Annotated in this window: 15 protein-coding genes; 9 read left to right on the top strand and 6 right to left on the bottom strand. The window is 35.2% G+C overall.

Annotated features, from left to right (window positions below):
* Positions 1-60: 60 nt before the first annotated feature.
* The gene (locus J2Y60_RS12190) at positions 61-1,266 is read left to right on the top strand and encodes a hypothetical protein (RefSeq protein WP_309918310.1); all 1,206 of its coding nucleotides are present in this window, start codon (positions 61-63) and stop codon (positions 1,264-1,266) included.
* 273 nt (positions 1,267-1,539) lie between these two features.
* Here J2Y60_RS12190 and J2Y60_RS12185 read toward each other — a convergent pair whose 3' ends face one another.
* A complete protein-coding gene (locus J2Y60_RS12185) occupies positions 1,540-2,154 on the bottom strand; it encodes an NAD(P)H-dependent oxidoreductase (RefSeq protein WP_309918308.1) in 615 nt (204 codons plus the stop codon).
* Positions 2,155-2,265: 111 nt separating this feature from the next.
* Here J2Y60_RS12185 and J2Y60_RS12180 point away from each other — a divergent pair, with 111 nt between their 5' ends.
* The gene (locus J2Y60_RS12180) at positions 2,266-2,628 is read left to right on the top strand and encodes a helix-turn-helix domain-containing protein (protein WP_309918305.1); all 363 of its coding nucleotides are present in this window, start codon (positions 2,266-2,268) and stop codon (positions 2,626-2,628) included.
* Between the two features lie 97 nt (positions 2,629-2,725).
* On the opposite strand, the gene J2Y60_RS12175 is transcribed toward J2Y60_RS12180, so the two are convergent.
* Together J2Y60_RS12175 and J2Y60_RS12170 are read right to left on the bottom strand one after the other, a co-directional pair.
* Positions 2,726-3,043: a nuclear transport factor 2 family protein gene (locus J2Y60_RS12175; protein WP_309918302.1), complete on the bottom strand. Its 318-nt coding sequence runs from the start codon at positions 3,041-3,043 to the stop codon at positions 2,726-2,728.
* A 19-nt stretch (positions 3,044-3,062) separates the two neighbouring features.
* Positions 3,063-3,857 (bottom strand): SDR family oxidoreductase, encoded by a 795-nt coding sequence (locus tag J2Y60_RS12170; protein ID WP_309918299.1) that lies wholly within the window; start codon positions 3,855-3,857, stop codon positions 3,063-3,065.
* 122 nt (positions 3,858-3,979) lie between these two features.
* Here J2Y60_RS12170 and J2Y60_RS12165 point away from each other — a divergent pair, with 122 nt between their 5' ends.
* Both J2Y60_RS12165 and J2Y60_RS12160 read left to right on the top strand, forming a co-directional pair.
* Entirely contained in the window at positions 3,980-4,348 is a 369-nt protein-coding gene (locus tag J2Y60_RS12165) for a helix-turn-helix domain-containing protein (protein WP_309918297.1), read from the top strand.
* Positions 4,349-4,432: 84 nt separating this feature from the next.
* Positions 4,433-5,359, top strand: a complete 927-nt coding sequence (locus J2Y60_RS12160) for a hypothetical protein (RefSeq protein WP_309918294.1) — start codon at positions 4,433-4,435, stop codon at positions 5,357-5,359.
* A 482-nt stretch (positions 5,360-5,841) separates the two neighbouring features.
* On the opposite strand, the gene J2Y60_RS12155 is transcribed toward J2Y60_RS12160, so the two are convergent.
* From J2Y60_RS12155 to J2Y60_RS12145, 3 genes are all read right to left on the bottom strand, one after another.
* A complete protein-coding gene (locus J2Y60_RS12155) occupies positions 5,842-6,609 on the bottom strand; it encodes an SDR family oxidoreductase (RefSeq protein ID WP_309918291.1) in 768 nt (255 codons plus the stop codon).
* A gap of 92 nt (positions 6,610-6,701) precedes the next feature.
* Positions 6,702-7,631, bottom strand: a complete 930-nt coding sequence (locus J2Y60_RS12150; protein WP_309918287.1) for a helix-turn-helix transcriptional regulator — start codon at positions 7,629-7,631, stop codon at positions 6,702-6,704.
* A gap of 241 nt (positions 7,632-7,872) precedes the next feature.
* Positions 7,873-8,853: an aldo/keto reductase gene (locus J2Y60_RS12145; RefSeq protein ID WP_309918284.1), complete on the bottom strand. Its 981-nt coding sequence runs from the start codon at positions 8,851-8,853 to the stop codon at positions 7,873-7,875.
* A 194-nt stretch (positions 8,854-9,047) separates the two neighbouring features.
* On the opposite strand from J2Y60_RS12145, the gene J2Y60_RS12140 reads away from it, so the two are divergent.
* The 5 genes from J2Y60_RS12140 to J2Y60_RS12120 all read left to right on the top strand — a co-directional run bounded on the left by J2Y60_RS12140 (position 9,048) and on the right by J2Y60_RS12120 (position 16,729).
* Positions 9,048-9,944 carry a helix-turn-helix domain-containing protein gene (locus tag J2Y60_RS12140; protein ID WP_309918281.1) on the top strand — a complete coding sequence of 299 codons (897 nt, stop codon included), beginning with the start codon at positions 9,048-9,050 and terminating at the stop codon, positions 9,942-9,944.
* Positions 9,945-10,440: 496 nt separating this feature from the next.
* Positions 10,441-11,523 carry a histidine kinase gene (locus J2Y60_RS12135; protein ID WP_309918277.1) on the top strand — a complete coding sequence of 361 codons (1,083 nt, stop codon included), beginning with the start codon at positions 10,441-10,443 and terminating at the stop codon, positions 11,521-11,523.
* The gene (locus J2Y60_RS12130; RefSeq protein WP_309918274.1) at positions 11,520-12,275 is read left to right on the top strand and encodes a LytTR family DNA-binding domain-containing protein; all 756 of its coding nucleotides are present in this window, start codon (positions 11,520-11,522) and stop codon (positions 12,273-12,275) included. Before J2Y60_RS12135 ends, J2Y60_RS12130 begins: the two co-directional genes overlap by 4 nt.
* 177 nt (positions 12,276-12,452) lie before the next feature.
* Entirely contained in the window at positions 12,453-13,592 is a 1,140-nt protein-coding gene (locus J2Y60_RS12125; RefSeq protein WP_309918271.1) for an efflux RND transporter periplasmic adaptor subunit, read from the top strand.
* A gap of 23 nt (positions 13,593-13,615) precedes the next feature.
* Positions 13,616-16,729 (top strand): efflux RND transporter permease subunit, encoded by a 3,114-nt coding sequence (locus J2Y60_RS12120; RefSeq protein WP_309918268.1) that lies wholly within the window; start codon positions 13,616-13,618, stop codon positions 16,727-16,729.
* Positions 16,730-16,733: the final 4 nt, after the last annotated feature.

Raw genomic sequence — 16,733 nt, 5'->3', positions numbered from 1 at the left:
TGTCTATTATTCAATAATTTATATAAAATACTGAGTAGTTGTAAATACTCATCCGACGAAATGGAATTAAAATCTGGTAAAGAAGAAATAGCTTATTTATTAGGGAAAGTCATTGAAAAATTTGAAACTGAAAGCGGTCGGAAAGTAGTTCGTAATTCAAACCGAAAAAATTATGAAGAAGTAGCTAAAGTATTAAGTGAAATAAGTAATCAACTTCCCTTTACTTCAGCGGAGCTTCACCACGAGGATTATGCTCCTGAAAAAACTCATCGACCATCAGAGTATCCTTTTCGTAAGTATGACATTACTGGTAATCAAATCAAAGATGCTTTTTACAATCAGATTGTTACACATCCAAGGTCATTCTTGGTAGATTCCGCTTATATTTATCTATTTGGTATGGGGCGTAAAGGTTTTGCTGAAAACCCTACAGACCCTGAATTGATAGATTACAAAGAAAATATTACTATACCATTAGGTACACAAAAGCAGTATGAGGCCTTCAAAACCAGAGGTTTTTTTGATTTGAGTGATTTATCTTATTTTGTAAGGAGCTTATTGATATTATTAACCTTAGGTGTTTCATTGAGTATTTTCTTTTGGTTAAAAGAAAAGGAGAAACTTAAAATCCTGAAAGAAGATTTAAGTATTGTGCCTTACTTACCCTCAAAAGCAGAGATTGATAGTCTGGAAGGTATCTGGCTCTGTTATACTGGTTCTCCGCAAGCCCGTAGTTTTGATCCCGACCGCTACCACATGGTGGTATCTAATGTGATGAATGTAAGCTATAAAGATGGTTATTTCACTTTTATTCGTTACGGTTCAAATTTTAATCATAAAGGTTTTATGCAATTTGAAGCACCGTGGTTGGTATCTGTTCACTCTCGGGTAAAGAATGCTCCTGAAAATCCATCTCCCAAACATTCGCTGTTAAAACTGGAAAAAGACAAAACATTTGCAAGTGTGATTTCTGCTTCTTGGAATTTTGATATAGGCGAACGAAATAAAATTATCGGTATTAGGGAAATATACATCAAATTAGGCAAAGGATTGACAGTAAAAGAAGTAATTAATGAACCAGAAAATGCGCTTTGTCGCTGTAAAATCATTAAATTAATCGAGCCCAATGGGTATATTCGTTCTTTACAGTTGAAAAATGAAAACCTTGATAAGCTTCCTTATGAGCAAATAAAAGGGCTTTTAGACGAAAATAGTATCTTATTAAAAGACCCTGAAAACGGTGTTATTTTGCGTAAGAAAGAATAGAGATATTGAAGTTTAAGTTTTAATAATCAGCTCTGCCAAGTTTCTAATCAAAAATTAAGGTCTGTATGTACAAATCAAATCAATTAGTTCATTCATTCATTTGGTCTTTAGAAAACTCAATGGTGAATTCGGCTTTTTACCCAACACCATTCGATAGACTAAATTCATAATAAAAAGTATAATGGTGATTTATATACGGTTCTCTAAGATATTCATCGACTTGGCTGTGTTGTTATCAACAGCCAAGCCGATGCTAACCAATTAGTTAAGATTTTAAAAACTGAAAGCCTCTACAGCCTCCAATGCTTTTGTAGCTGCTTGTTCGCCCAAATTTGGCACAGAAATACCTTCTAGGCGAAAAGTGCTTACGTCGGTCAAGCCCATAAATCCGAGAACAGCACGCAAATAGTTTTCCGTAAAATCATAGGCTTTCATCATTCCTTCAGTGTATATCCCACCAGATGCAATAGCCAAATAGACTTTTTTATTCATCAATAAACCTTGCAGAGAGCCTGTTGCATAGCTAAAAGTTTCATTGGCACGAGCAATTTGGTCGATCCATGCTTTCAGGTTGGCAGGAATACTAAAATTATACAATGGAACTGCCAGAACTACAATATCTGCCTCCTTGATTTGTTTTATCGCAATTTCGGAAGGCTGAATGATTGCTGTCTGCGTTTGGCTACGTGCCTCTTTCGGGGTAGAAAATGCCTGATACATTTCATTAGTAAGAAAAGGCAGAGGGCTTTCTGATAAGTCTAGGGTTTCAATCGTGCATTCAGAATACGTATTATTGAGCTTTTCAATGATTGCGTTTGAAAGCAGATTGCTTTTAGAGGCATCGCCATTGATGCTTGCTTTAATGTGAAGTACTTTTTTTGTTGACATTTCTTGAAAATTTATTTTAATGATGTCACAAATCTATCTACATTTGCTTTCCAAAAGTTACTACTATACATAAGGTAAGTAGTAACCTTTAGGTTAGTTAGCTATACAAATATGAAAAACGTAATTAGTACAGAAAAATGTAGGAACTCCATCAAAGCCCTCGAAGACGCTATGTACGTAATAGGGGGCAAATGGACTTTGCGGGTAATTCTTGCCCTAAAAGACGGACATACCCGCTTTAATGACTTACAAAGAACCATAGATGGTATTTCTGCTAAGGTGCTTTCAGGGGTACTAAAAGATCTCGAAGAAAATGGCTTTGTAAAAAGAAAAGTGGACATAGGTGTACCTGTGGTAGTAGAGTACGAACTATTATCTTATGCAGATACCTTACAAGATGTGCTTTCGGCCCTTGTTTCGTGGGGTGAAATGCACAGACAAAAAGTGATTAAAAGGCAAGAGGAGTTCGTTTGAAAATCCTATGTTGATTTAGTGGACGAAACACGCAGTTTAACTGCGTGTTCCTGTGACTTGCCACTATAAAAAATGTAGTTGTTAGCTTCTCACTTTGTCAGCCCGTAATTTTCAAATACTCAATAAGTCCGTCTTTTAATTTAAAATGATACGCCAAAACAATAGGACTTCCTGGGAAATTGCCCGAAACTTCAGCTTTTAGAATTTCATCTGTTGAAGCATATTCAAGAGGTTTCATAACGGCTTGGTACGCTTCATTGGCTTTTTTAATCCATTGTTGGATTTCCTTTTTCCCCTTGTGATTTTGGCCTTCGTCAAAAACTATGGCAGTTTCGGAAAAACAATTGGCGTAAGCCACACTGTCGAAATTGTTTTGTGCATTTGTTAAATCTGCAATAACATTTGGTAAGTTCATCTTTTTATTTTTTAGGTTATTAAATTGTTGGCACTGTGCCACCATCTATTACAAAATTTGTCCCTGTTAAGTAATTGGCTCTTGGTGAAACCAAAAAGCCAACGAATTCGGCAACTTCTTCGGGTTGGGCTGGGCGACCAAAAGGAATTCCCCCCAAAGCGTCCATCACACTTTGCTGAGCTTCTTCTAAGGTACTATTTGCATTTCTTGCAATCTCACCCAACCAAGCTTCCGAGGCGGTTGTATTGATCCATCCTGGCGAAACAGTTAGGACACGAACTCTTTTTGGTGTAACTTCATTTGATAAACTTTTGCTATAATTAATCAATCCTGCTTTTGCGGCTGCATAGGGCAACGTAGAAGCATATAGTGGTAATTTACCTTGAATAGAAGCTATGTGAATAATAACACCACTTTTTTTAGCTAACATTTGTGGTAAAAATCCTCTGTCTAGTCGAATAGGAGCAAGCAGATTGGCTTGTAGGGTTGATTGCCAATCGTCATCAGTTAATACAGCAAAACCACCAGCAGGAGTTACTGAAGAACCAAGGTTATTCACAAGAATATCTAGTGTGCCATAAGTAGATAGCACTTCGCTGACCACTTTTTGTGCATCTTCTGCCTTGCTTAAATCTGCAGGAATGAAATACAAATTACTGTTCTCTTTTTCGGGTGGATTTCTTGCGGTAATAATAACCGTTGCACCAGCTTGTAAAAGCCTTTCTGCAATGGCTCTTCCAGTACCTTTGGTTCCGCCTGTAACCAAGGCAATCTTGCCTAATAACTCATTGTTAAAATTAAATTGTTGTTCCATTTCTTTTTTTTTGTGCAAATTTCATCCGTACATTGCTCTAAAGCAATTACGGAAATACGATTCAGATAGGGATAAATTTTTCCCCTATTGCACAGTTTGGAACTGTGGTTTAAATTTGTTTTATGTATGAAAGGAAAATTTTACCGAACCTAAATTGTGGTTTGGATTTGATTGGCGAAGTGCTTTATGGCAAATGGAAAATCCGTTTGTTGTGGTTTATCAATCAAGGGCATCAACGCCCGAGTGAGCTTCAACGCAAAATACCTGATGCTTCAAGAAGGGTTTTAAATATTCAGTTGAAAGAATTAGAAGACCACGACTTGGTTACGAAAAAAATATATCCAGTAGTTCCGCCAAAAGTAGAATATAGTCTTACCGAATTTGGCAAGACCTTGATTCCTGTACTTTCAGCTTTGGGTCAGTGGGGCGACGAAAATGAAGAACATTTACGGTCGGTTATTTTAAAACGTTTAGATTTGGGGAGTCAATAGTTTTTTAAAACTGCTATTGTATCTTTTTAAATTTGGTGTGAATACATCGATTTCTCACCCTCAGTAATTAAAATAATTATTTGTATGATAAAGAAAAACCTAATTGTTGCACTTTTCTTCTTTTTATTATTGAATAAACTTACAGCTCAGTCTATCAAAAGTAAAGAAAGTACCTTTCCCGAGAATCGTATTTTGATAGCTCCTCAGAGTGTTTTTAAGATGTTTATTGAAGCTGGAATGGAGCCATCAAACCATGTACTGACAGCAGTTGAAAAAGAGAAAGTAGAGCAAGCCTTTGCTATATTACCACCTTTGTATAAAAAAATATTAAAAGAGCATTTGCTGAGTATTAGTTTTATGGACAATATGCCTAATACAGCACTGACTTCGCCAGTAGAAACGACTAATTCTACCAAACAATTTAATATTACTTTTCGAGCAGGAATTCTGAAAGAAACCATTTCTGAATGGGCAACATGGAAAGAAAGAACCATTTTCAATAATCCTAAAAATTCAGGATTTGAAATAATCATAGATGCTGGGAAATTAGATGCAATACAATATGTTTTATTGCATGAGGCTACTCATGTTGTAGATGCCATTTTAAATCTTGCACCACACCTAGACAAAAAAGACACTTTGATTATACCTACACCCTTTACTAAAGATATATGGAGTAAATTGAATACCCCAGTGGCAAAATTTACTAATCCATCACTAGAAAAAACACGTTTCAGAAGTGGCAAAATTCAGCCAATTTCATCTGCCTCAGAAGTATACGGAGCACTCAAGAAAACCCCGTTTCCATCACTTTATGGAATGGCTTCATGGCATGAGGATATTGCCGAACTAGTGTCTATTTACCATCTGACAAATAGACTAAACCAACCATTCGTAATTTATATTAAAGAAAAAGATAAGGTCATAGCAACATTTGAACCGATGAAGAATAAATTAGTAAAAAAGAGAGTAAAGCAACTCCGCTTTTTTTACAGAGAAACGACGGCGTAATTAAGCTATGTTTGTTCGTTGTTTCTCCTATCCTTCGGTTTCCTCTTTAAAGTTTGCATAAATTGTCATAGCGTGTCCATGTCACAATTCAAACGCTTCTTTTAGCCAATTAATAATCTTTGAATGTTTGATTTTTCAAGTACAATTTTAAATTAGTAAAGAGAGAATCTAAAATATACGATTGCTAAAACTGTCTTTTTTCATGTTTGTATATGTTAGAAATGTTATTGTTTTTTGATGATACAAAGTGGGGGCGCTTCAATGGTCGCTTTTCGCGTTTAGTTGTACTTTTTCCCTATTCATAAAAAAGTTTTTTGGAGTATTCCTATTTGGCAAAACACAAAAAAGACATGACCATTAAAGCCATGCCTTTTTTGTGTTTTATGGAATTACCTTAAAATTGCTCTGATTACGATGGTATTGTTTTCTTGAAGTGGATTCGTATGACAAGCCAAATTTACTTTGGCACTGAACACAAAGCATTAAATATGAACACCACCCGATACTTCAATTCTTTGGGCATTGATCCATTTTGACTCTTCTGAGCATAAAAATACGATAACACCTCCAATATCATCTGGCAAACCAACTCTTCCTAATGCCGTATTGCCTGCAATCATATCGTTTAATGCTTGGTTGTCTCTTACAGCACCACCACCAAAATCAGTGGCAATAGCACCAGGAGCGATTGAATTAACTCTGATTTTCTTAGTACCAAATTCTAATGCTTGGTAACGTGTTAATGAATCAATACCAGCTTTCATAATGGCATAAGCAGCATAATTGGGATAGCTAAAACGAGCTAGCCCAGAAGAAGTATTGACAATACTTCCGCCTTCATTAATGAATGGAAGTAATTTTTGCGTAAGGAAAAAAGGAGCCTTTAGGTGTGTAGTTGCCATTTCATCGAAGCCAGCTTCTGTGGTATCTTCAATAGAAGCGTAGTAGCCTGTTCCTGCATTATTGACTAATGAATCAATTTTAGTTTTTCCAAAGTCTTTTTCCAAAATATCTTTCAATTCTGAAACAAATCCGTCAAATGAAGCTACTTTCCCTAAATCCAATTGAAGGCTTGACGATTTTCTTCCTAATGCTTTGATTTCATTTACCACATTTTCAGCATCTGCTTTATTATTTTGAAAAGTAATAATAACATCGAAGCCATTTTTCGCCAATTGAAGTGCTGATTCTTTACCAAGTCCACGACTACCGCCTGTTAATAAGACGATTTTATTTGCATTATTTGTCATTGTTTTTTGTTTTTGATTACAATGCAAAGTTGCGAATAAAAGGATAATAATGATTTGTAAGAATCAAAGCGATATTTGCAAGAATCAAACAACTATTCTCTAAACGTCAAAGGAGACTTTTCACTATGCTTTTTAAAGAAGTTAGAAAAATGAGCCACTTCTTCAAAACCTAAGGTATAGGCAATCTCTGAAATATTCCAATGTGTTTGTTTGAGTAATGCCTTCGCCTCTTGGTTTATTCTGCTGGCAATGATTTCGCCAGTAGTCTTTCCTGTGGTTTCTTTCAGTACTCTATTGAGATGATTTACGTGTATGCCTAAAGTAGTAGCATACTCTTTTGGTGTTTTCAATACCAAAATTTGTGTAGTGTTCTCTATGGGAAATTGACGTTCTAGCAGTTCAATAAATAAAGATGTTATTCTGGCAGAAGCAGTTTTGATATTTCCAATAGGGGTGATAGGTTTTAGTTTTTGACCATAATGAATCAACTCCATCAAATAATTGCGTAATAAATCATATTTATATTCGTAATCTGAATTAATTTCTGTGTGCATTTTACCAAAAAGAGTATCAACTTGTTCAAACTGTTCCTTCGTTATTTGATAAATAAACTCACTCTGATTAGAGAAAATAGGAAGAACATCTATATCTATTCCTATTTTTGATTTAGCCAAAAATTCTTTAGTGAAAACACAAAAATGTCCCGCTTGATTGTTGTCTTGAGGAGTGTAATTGTATGGTATTTTGGGCGTTGCGAATAAAATTCCGTACTCCAATACTTCGATGGTTCTATCAGCATATTCCACTTTATTCTTGCCAGAAATTAAACTTATTTTGTAATAAGTCCTCCTGTTGTAAGGCATTTCTGGTTTATCCTTAGCTACTTTATACATTTCGGCTATATCAAAAACATTAAAATGTCCAATGTCTTTATTGATATTAACACTCAAAATATCATCTAAATCTGGATTATTACCTCCAAAAATTTCTTCATAAAATTGTTTTATTGTTATTGAGCTCATCGGTATGTTTGTAAAATTCAAATATAGCTAATTGTTTCAAAAGTAGATGATAACATTTAATATGAAGTGTAAATTCTTTATTCTTTTAAGAATAAACGCAATTTTATGATGTTTTAATGGCAAATAAAATCCCAAACCCTATTCTAAAGGATTTGGGATTAATGAATAAATGGAATTTAATTATTCATTGAGCGAAGCCATATTTATGTTTAGCCGAAACGGTAGCTATGATAAAGAATGCTTACTTTCCAACTCTTTGCTGCAAACTTGCAGGATAACGATCTCCTTGTACGTTAGTCTTGGCAAAAGCCTCGTCAATGGCTTTTATGTCATTTTTAGATAAGTCAATCGAAGCACCTCCAATATTTTCTGTTAAGCGATGAGATTTTGTAGTTCCCGGAATTGGTACAATCCACGGTTTTTGTGCCAATAACCAACCCAATGCGATTTGTGCAGGGGTTGCCTCTTTTTGACGGGTAATTTCAGCTAACAATTCAACCAATTTTTGATTCGCCTTTCTGTTTTCTTCGGTAAAACGGGGAACAATATTTCTAAAATCAGTTGGGTCAAATTGGGTCTCAGCATTAATAGCACCTGTCAAAAAGCCTTTCCCTAATGGACTAAATGGTACAAACCCAATGCCTAGTTCTTCAAGCGTAGGTAAAATGGCTAACTCTGGTTCTCTCCACCATATCGAATACTCACTTTGCAAAGCAGTTACGGGTTGTACGGCATGTGCTTTTCGGATTGATTCAACCCCTGCTTCTGAAAGTCCAAAATGTTTTACTTTTCCTTCATGAATAAGGTCTTTTACTGTTCCAGCCACATCTTCCATTGGAACGGTTGTATCTACACGATGTTGATAAAATAAGTCGATGATATCTGTTTTCAATCGTCTTAAAGATTCTTCGGCTACTTCTCTAATACGCTCAGGGCGACTGTCTTGTCCTTTCTTTGAATCGCCGTCACGGAATCCAAACTTAGTAGCAATTACAACCTCTTTTCTAAAAGGAGCTAAGGCTTCACCCACTAACTCTTCATTATCTTTGCCATAAGCTTCAGCCGTATCGAAGAAAGTAATTCCTTGTTCATACGCTTCTCTAATTAATTTGATGGCGGTGGCTTTATCGGTAGCTGGGCCGTAACCAAAGCTAAGCCCCATACAACCCATTCCAAGGGCTGATACTTCTAATCTGCTATTTCCTAATATTCTTGTTTTCATGTTGAATCTTGTGATTGTTTATTAGTTCTACCTTAGTCAAAACCTTAATGGCGATACAAATTTTCCCCTTTATTATTTTCAAAAAGTATATATATTCCTGATGTTGCTACCATCATTACTGATTTAAAGATTGGGGTAAGCATAGATAAAATCCTAGTACTATATTTACGTCAATGGATTTAAAAATTAAGGTTATGGAACAGATTATCAAGCTTGAAAAGATTTCGCAATACAATGCCATAAAGGGTGTAGAAACACAACATCCACTAATAAGTGTGTTTGATAATGCAAACACTAAAGCATTGCCAAATCACAGTCGTTTTCATTTTGGTTTTTACGCTATCTTTTTGAAAGAAGTACATTGTGGGGAATTGAAGTATGGACGTAATAGCTATGACTATGATGATGGAACACTTGTTTTTATAGGGCCAGGGCAAGTGATAGAAGTAAATAATGAAGAAAATTATCACCCAACAGGCTGGGCGTTACTTTTTCATCCTGATTTAGTAAAAGGAACGGCGCTAGGAAAACTAATGAGTCAGTATTCATTCTTTTCGTATGAATCGCATGAGGCGCTTCATTTGTCCTTGAAAGAACAGCAAATTATCAAAGATTTATTGAGTAAACTTGAATACGAAATAAGTCAAGCGATTGATAAACACAGTAAAAGAATTATTACAAACAACATTGAATTACTCTTGAACTACTGTGTTCGTTTTTACGACAGACAATTTATTACTCGAGAAAGCATCAATAATGATGCTTTGACAAGATTTGAACATTTGTTGAATGACTATTTTCAAACAGAAGTTACACAGGAATTAGGGCTGCCATCGGTGGGATATTTTGCGAGTCGCTTAAACCTATCTCCGAATTATTTTGGTGATTTAATCAAAAAAGAGACTAGTAAATCTGCTCAAGAACATATCCATTTAAAATTAATAGATGTAGCCAAAGAACGGATTTTTGATATAGAAAAATCGGTAAGTCAAATAGCTTTTGAGCTTGGATTCAAATACCCACAACATTTTAATAGAATGTTTAAAAAGAGTACAGGTTATACGCCTAATGAATACAGGATGTTGAATTAATGATTTTTGATGCTTATTAGACTTTTAGGGCTTTGCTTTGGCTGGTATCTTGCCTAAAAAGCTGAGTCATTTAGTCCAATTACATGCTTTGAGATATGAGTAATACGATTTCAAGAAAGCCTACATGTGGATTTACTTCAATTAAATCAATTTTTATAATAAAGATTATTACTGTTATCTTCTTGATTTTTTATTAACATAGTTGATTATCATTGTGGAAGTCTTGAAAGAAATACGAAAATTCATCTTCCTTTGTTTTGAAATATTCATTAGCATAGTATGATTTAAACACTAATAATCAAAATACAGTACACGGTTTGGTAATTGTATTAGGGCTTTCAGTGGCGAATTAGGTAGATTAAGCAAGAAAAAAATAAAAGTTAATATAGAATAATTCAATTTTGGGAACTTATAAATCCATAAGGATATAAATGCTTATCTTTCAAGCAAAAACTATCATCAATAATTCAACCTACAATCACAGTTTTTTTAATAAATGAGAAGTAAAAAAGATACATTTTTAAGCAATAAAGGTAAGCGTATAATCATTGTGATATTCGCTTTTATCTTATTGAATCTCGTTTCTTATGTCATTGACCCTTATTCTTCTTACTGGATTTCTTACTTAAAACGATCTGTACTTTCTATTACAGAAGATTTAGCTTTATCATTTGTTTTCTGCTTATTAATCTCTGAATCAAGTATCTGCATTAGCAACAAGCTCAATAATTCTATTTCTTGGACAGAAAAACCCTTGAAACGATTAATCATTGAAACGGCACTAAATTTGGTTATTATTTTTGTAAGCCTTGCCATATTAGACCAACTGTACCGATTAATGGATGAGGCTGAAACTTGTATAGAAATCCACTCGGCTGACAAAGTGAGAGGTTTTTTTCAGTGGATTGTAGTCAGTATTATTATTGCTTTTATGATTATTGGAATTAATACTTGTAATTACCTGATTGTCAGCTGGAAAAATGCGGCCATGAAAGCTGCTGCACTCGACCAACTAGCAGTTGAAGCAGAACTACAATCTTTAAAACTTCAGATAGACCCCCATTTTGTATTCAATAACCTAAGTGTGCTTTCTGAACTGATATTGTTCAATCAACAATTAGGCTATGAATATGCTGAAAACTTTTCAAAGATATATCGCTATATGTTGGTCAATTCGAAGAAAGATATAATTCTATTAGAAGAAGAGTTGAAGTTTCTGAATTCGTATATGTTTTTGATTAAGAACCGTATAGGTGATGGCGTAGCATTTGAAGTAAACATTGACCAAGCCAGTAAACAACTGTATTTGCCACCGCTGACCTTACAATTATTGGTAGAAAATGCCTTGAAACACAACAAAACTAATAAGAAAAATCCCTTGAAAATTAGTATTTACAATACGGATGAACAGGCATTAATTGTTGAAAATATATTACTTCCCATCGAAAATCAGCTTGAATCATCAGGAATAGGCATTCAAAATATCATTAGAAGATATGATTTGCTTTGGCAAAAACAGCCTGAAATTATAAAGGATGAAACTACATTTAAAGTAAAAATTCCGTTAATAAAACAATGATAGAAAAAATACTGATAGTAGAAGACGAAAAACCTAACGCGGATAGGTTGCAACGTTTGATTAAAATAATCAGACCGAAAGCTACAGTCCTTGAGATATTAGACAGTATTTCTGACAGTGTGATGTGGTTTAATACCCATGAAAAACCAGATGTAGTGATGATGGACGTAAGATTGTCAGACGGACTGAGTTTTGAAATTTTTGAACAAGTAAGCATAAACTGCCCAATCATTTTTACAACGGCTTATGATGAATATGCCGTAAAAGCATTCAAATACAACAGCATTGATTATTTATTGAAACCCGTTGAACAAGACGATTTACAGACAGCCTTCACAAAATTGGAAGCTTTGTCTGTCGATTTTCACCAGAAGTCTTTGAAAGGATTATTAGAATTTTTAAAACCAAAAGATTTTAGAAATAGATTTTTACTTCCTTATAAAGATGGTTATAAAACGGTTCAAGTAAGTGATATTGTCTTCTTCTATTCTAAACATAAAATTACCAGAGCCAAGCTTCTTAATGGTTCAGAAGAAATTATTCCACTGACAATGGAAGAACTTGAGTTACAACTCAATCCAAAAATCTTTTTTAGGGCAAATCGTCAAATTATCATTCATATTGATGCCATTCAGCAAGTACATAATTATTTCAATGGAAAATTGAAAATTGACATTGAAAAAAACACAGAAGTAGAAGTAATCATCAGTCGAGATAAAGCTGGCTTATTCAAATCGTGGATGGATTATTAAGTAATTATTATTTAATCCAACATTAATTAAAAGTACTCTTTCCAAATACTTTTCCCTATAAAATTCGGAAAGATAAATCTTCAATTCAGGTGTGAAAATATACACTTCAGTTATTTTTCCCATAATTAAATCAGTCAGTGAAACTTTCTTTGTAGTATAAATTAATCCTTATACTCAATGTTAGAACTCACTTTTAAAACAAGGCATACTATTAAAGGAATGATATTTCTGCTATGTTCCTTAGTAATATTTTCTTGTAAAGAACAAGCCCACGAACAGCCTGAACAACTACCGCCAACAGTGGATTTCCTTCAAATAAGTATTGCAAATGCTGATGTTGCAAAAAAATATCCCGGAGCCATTGAAGGGTCTGTCAATGTTGACTTAAAAGCACAAGTATCAGGCTATTTAGAGAAGATATTCGTGAAGGAAGGCGATTATGTACAAAAAGGGCAAGCCCTTTTCAAAATCAAAGCAGAGGTGTTCAATGAACAGGTGAATAATAGTTTGGCGACATTAAAAGCTGCTTTGGCAGCACAGGCCAATGCCAAATTGGAAGTTGAAAAGATTCGCCCTTTGGTAGAAGGAAAAGTAGTTTCTGAAATCCAATTACAAACGGCTCAAGCCAATTATGAGGCTGCTTCTGCACAAGTAAACCAAGCAAAAGCCATGTTGAGATCTTCTAAAATCAATGCAGAATTTAGCCTGATAAAAGCTCCTATTAGCGGTTATATTGGTAGAATTCCGAACAGAATTGGCAATTTGGTAACCCCCACAGACCTTGTTCCGCTTACAACTCTTTCAGACATTAATCAGGTTTTTGTTTATTTCTCGCTCACAGAAGCAGATTATATCGCTTTTATGAAAGAAAAAGGGTTACAAAAAAACATAAATACAGTTTCATTGGTAATGGCTGACGGTAGCGAATATGAACACAAAGGTAAATTAGAATTTGCTAGTGGGAATATCGACCGCACTACCGGAAGCATTGCCTTGAAAGCCATTTTCCCTAATCCTGACAAACTACTACGTTCGGGAGGTTTCGCAGGTGTGGTTTTGCAAAAAGCTTATCAAACTGCATTGTTAGTACCAATGGCGAGTGTTAAAGATATTCAGGATAAATACTTCATTTTCTCCTTGGCTGATAGCAACAAAGTGATCATGAAGCCTTTTGAAATTGAAGGTAAATCAGGCAGTAATTATATCGTAAAATCAGGAATTAGGGTAGGTGAGAAAATAGCCCTTACTAGTATTGATGTATTGAATGAAGGAATGACGGTTATTCCTAAAATTACAAAAAGTTCATTGGGGAAATAGGTGCATTTCAAAATTGAAAAACCATGTTAAAAAGAATAATTGATAGACCCGTTTTGGCGACGGTAATTTCTATCGTAATTGTGGTGTTAGGGATTGTCGGACTTGATAGACTTTCCGTAACACGATTTCCAGACATTTCACCTCCAACAGTCATGGTGTCGGGTTCATATCCAGGAGGTAATAGCGAAACCGTAATTCGTTCTGTTGTTACGCCACTCGAAGAGCAAATCAATGGAGTAGAAAATATGCAGTACATCAAATCTACAGCTAGTAATGATGGAACATTTTCAATTTCAATCATCTTCAAACAAGGCGTAAATGCCGACCAAGCAGCAGTAAATGTACAAAATCGTGTGCAACAAGCTACACCGATTTTGCCACAAGAAGTAATTAGGATGGGACTCACTACTTCTAAACAACAGAATAGCATGATTATGATATTCAACTTGTTTACAGAAGATAATAAAAAATACGATGAAAAGTTTTTGCAGAATTATGCTAATATCAACCTTATTCCGCAAATCAAAAGAGTTCCGGGCGTAGGGCAGGCTATGGTTTTTGGGACAAAGGATTATTCCATGCGTATTTGGCTAAATCCTCGCAAAATGGCCAATTATAATTTAGTTCCTGCCGACATCAGTAATGCCATTGCCGAACAAAGCTCAGAAGCTGCACCTGGCAAATTGGGTGAAGAATCTAACGCTGCTTTAGAGTATGTAATTCGTTACAAAGGGAAGAAGAATCTACCTGAAGACTATGATAATATTGTTGTTAAGAATGCTGGGAATAATATTATTCGTTTGAAAGATGTAGCACGAGTTGAATTTGGAGCAATTTCTTACAGTGGCAATAGTACTTCAAACGGAAGGAATACGGCTACTATTGCTATTTTACAAACAACAGGTTCGAACGCTAATGAAATCGAAATAGGAATAGATAAAGAAATTGAACGACTGTCCAAATCGTTTCCTCCAAGTATAAAATACTCGAAATTAATGAGTACGAAGGAAAAACTGGACGAAGCAACTAGTCAGGTAAAATCAACTTTGTTTGAAGCTTTTGTTCTTGTATTCTTGGTTGTATTTCTATTTTTGCAAGATTTTCGTTCTACGATTATTCCTGCAATTGCTGTACCTGTAGCCATTATCGGAACGTTTTTCTTTCTGCTCGTACTGGGTTTTACGATTAATGTATTGACCCTTTTTGCCTTAGTTTTAGCCATTGGAATCGTGGTAGATGATGCCATTGTAGTAGTGGAAGCTGTGCATAGTAAAATGGAAGGGACTCATTTAAGTGGGAAAGAAGCGACACATTCGGCAATGGGGGAAATTACAGGTGCTGTAATTTCTATTACGCTTGTGATGTCTGCGGTATTTATTCCTATTGGCTTTATGACGGGTTCAGCAGGAATTTTTTATAAGCAATTTGCTTATACACTGGCTATTGCCATCATTATTTCAGCTGTAAATGCCCTGACACTAACGCCTGCTTTATGTGCTTTACTCTTGAAAAATACACATCGTGAAAGTAATGCAAAGGTAGGTTTTATTAAACGCTTTTTTTCTGGTTTCAATGTGGGTTTTGATAATCTGACCAATCGCTATGTAAAGAGTATTCATTTCTTAGCAATACACAAATGGTTGGCTGTGGGCTTTGTGGTTTCAATAATAGGTGTGGCTACTTGGGCTATTATGAGTACTCCTAAGAGTTTTGTGCCTATGGAAGATGATAGTATGTTTACTTACGTACTTAGTATGCCTCCGGGTACGGCATTGACTCCTACAACCAAAGTAGCCGATAAAATTAATAAGCTTTTGTCTGAAATAGAAGCCATTGAAGATAATACCACCATTACTGGCTTTAACCTGATGACCAATAGTACAAGCCCTGCTTATGCAGTAGGTTTTGTTAAATTTAAGCCCAGAACACAGCGAGGGAAAATTCAAGACATTGATGAATTGATGAAGGTTGTTGATGCAAAACTATCTGTCATTAAAGAAGGTAGTATCCTCACGATGAGAATGCCCCCAGTAGATGGATATGGCGTTACGAACGGAGCTGAAATTGTATTACAAGATCGTCAAGGTCGTAGTTCAGTAGCATTGAAAGCTCAGGCTGATAAAGTAATTGTCGACTTAATGAAGGTTTCTGGCGTGCAATTAGCCTATACTATGTTCAGAGCTGATTATCCACAATTAGAGCTGGAAGTAGATGAAGACAAAGCCAAACAGATGGGGCTTAATATTAATGGTATTTTGGGTACTGTTCAAAGCTATTTCTCTGGTGACCAATCTTTAAATTTTTCCAGATTTGGGAAATTCTATAGGGTAAATATCAAAGCAGATGGTGTATTTAGAATGGACGAACAAGCTTTTGATGAAATTTTTGTTCGAAACGATAAAGGAGTAATGATTCCTGTAAAATCAATTATCTCGTTGCATAAAGTATATGGTCCTGAATCGGTAAGTCGCTATAATCTTTATAATGCTTTGACAATTAATATCAATGCTATGCCCGGAATAAGTAACGGAGCTTTGATGGAACGTTTGGAAGCCGTTTTGGATAAAATGCCAACAGATTATAGCTACGAATGGACAGGCCTGAGCTTGGAAGAAAAATCGGCAGGAAATCAGACGATAGCCATTTTGGGGCTTTGTTTACTTTTCGTGTATTTACTATTATCAGCTCAGTACGAAAGTTATTTATTGCCTCTTGCGGTTTTATTATCTATTCCAACGGGGATTCTGGGTGCTTATATCGGGATTAAAAGTATTGGATTAGACAATAACATTTATGTACAGATTGGGATTATTATGCTGATTGGTCTATTAGCCAAAAATGCCATTCTGATAGTAGAATTTGCTGTACAACGTAGGAGTGCAGGATTATCCATTCTGGATGCAGCATTAGATGCTTCCAAAGCTCGACTAAGACCCATTGTGATGACATCATTCGCATTTATTGTAGGAATGCTTCCTCTGATGTTTTCAAAAGGAGGAACTGCAACAGGAAATCATTCTATCAGTACCAGTGCCGCAATGGGCATGCTAAGTGGTGTGGTTTTGGGCGTAATTGTTATTCCTTTATTGTTTATATTATTCCAATACTTACAAGAAAAAATAGCAAGGAAAAACTAAGAAT

Origin of the sequence: Arcicella sp. BE140, from assembly GCF_031456255.1 — a bacterium.
Taxonomy (GTDB): domain Bacteria; phylum Bacteroidota; class Bacteroidia; order Cytophagales; family Spirosomataceae; genus Arcicella; species Arcicella aquatica.
The sequence above is the reverse complement of the archived record's forward strand: the minus strand, read 5'-3'. Positions and strand labels throughout refer to the sequence as shown.

What these genes read in the sequence shown, in the direction of transcription:
- J2Y60_RS12190 (WP_309918310.1), top strand. Translation starts at nt 61, where the DNA reads ATGGAATTAAAATCTGGTAAAGAAGAAATAGCTTATTTATTAGGGAAA.
- J2Y60_RS12185 (WP_309918308.1), bottom strand. Translation starts at nt 2,154, where the DNA reads ATGTCAACAAAAAAAGTACTTCACATTAAAGCAAGCATCAATGGCGAT.
- J2Y60_RS12180 (WP_309918305.1), top strand. Translation starts at nt 2,266, where the DNA reads ATGAAAAACGTAATTAGTACAGAAAAATGTAGGAACTCCATCAAAGCC.
- J2Y60_RS12175 (WP_309918302.1), bottom strand. Translation starts at nt 3,043, where the DNA reads ATGAACTTACCAAATGTTATTGCAGATTTAACAAATGCACAAAACAAT.
- J2Y60_RS12170 (WP_309918299.1), bottom strand. Translation starts at nt 3,857, where the DNA reads ATGGAACAACAATTTAATTTTAACAATGAGTTATTAGGCAAGATTGCC.
- J2Y60_RS12165 (WP_309918297.1), top strand. Translation starts at nt 3,980, where the DNA reads ATGTATGAAAGGAAAATTTTACCGAACCTAAATTGTGGTTTGGATTTG.
- J2Y60_RS12160 (WP_309918294.1), top strand. Translation starts at nt 4,433, where the DNA reads ATGATAAAGAAAAACCTAATTGTTGCACTTTTCTTCTTTTTATTATTG.
- J2Y60_RS12155 (WP_309918291.1), bottom strand. Translation starts at nt 6,609, where the DNA reads ATGACAAATAATGCAAATAAAATCGTCTTATTAACAGGCGGTAGTCGT.
- J2Y60_RS12150 (WP_309918287.1), bottom strand. Translation starts at nt 7,631, where the DNA reads ATGAGCTCAATAACAATAAAACAATTTTATGAAGAAATTTTTGGAGGT.
- J2Y60_RS12145 (WP_309918284.1), bottom strand. Translation starts at nt 8,853, where the DNA reads ATGAAAACAAGAATATTAGGAAATAGCAGATTAGAAGTATCAGCCCTT.
- J2Y60_RS12140 (WP_309918281.1), top strand. Translation starts at nt 9,048, where the DNA reads ATGGAACAGATTATCAAGCTTGAAAAGATTTCGCAATACAATGCCATA.
- J2Y60_RS12135 (WP_309918277.1), top strand. Translation starts at nt 10,441, where the DNA reads ATGAGAAGTAAAAAAGATACATTTTTAAGCAATAAAGGTAAGCGTATA.
- J2Y60_RS12130 (WP_309918274.1), top strand. Translation starts at nt 11,520, where the DNA reads ATGATAGAAAAAATACTGATAGTAGAAGACGAAAAACCTAACGCGGAT.
- J2Y60_RS12125 (WP_309918271.1), top strand. Translation starts at nt 12,453, where the DNA reads ATGTTAGAACTCACTTTTAAAACAAGGCATACTATTAAAGGAATGATA.
- J2Y60_RS12120 (WP_309918268.1), top strand. Translation starts at nt 13,616, where the DNA reads ATGTTAAAAAGAATAATTGATAGACCCGTTTTGGCGACGGTAATTTCT.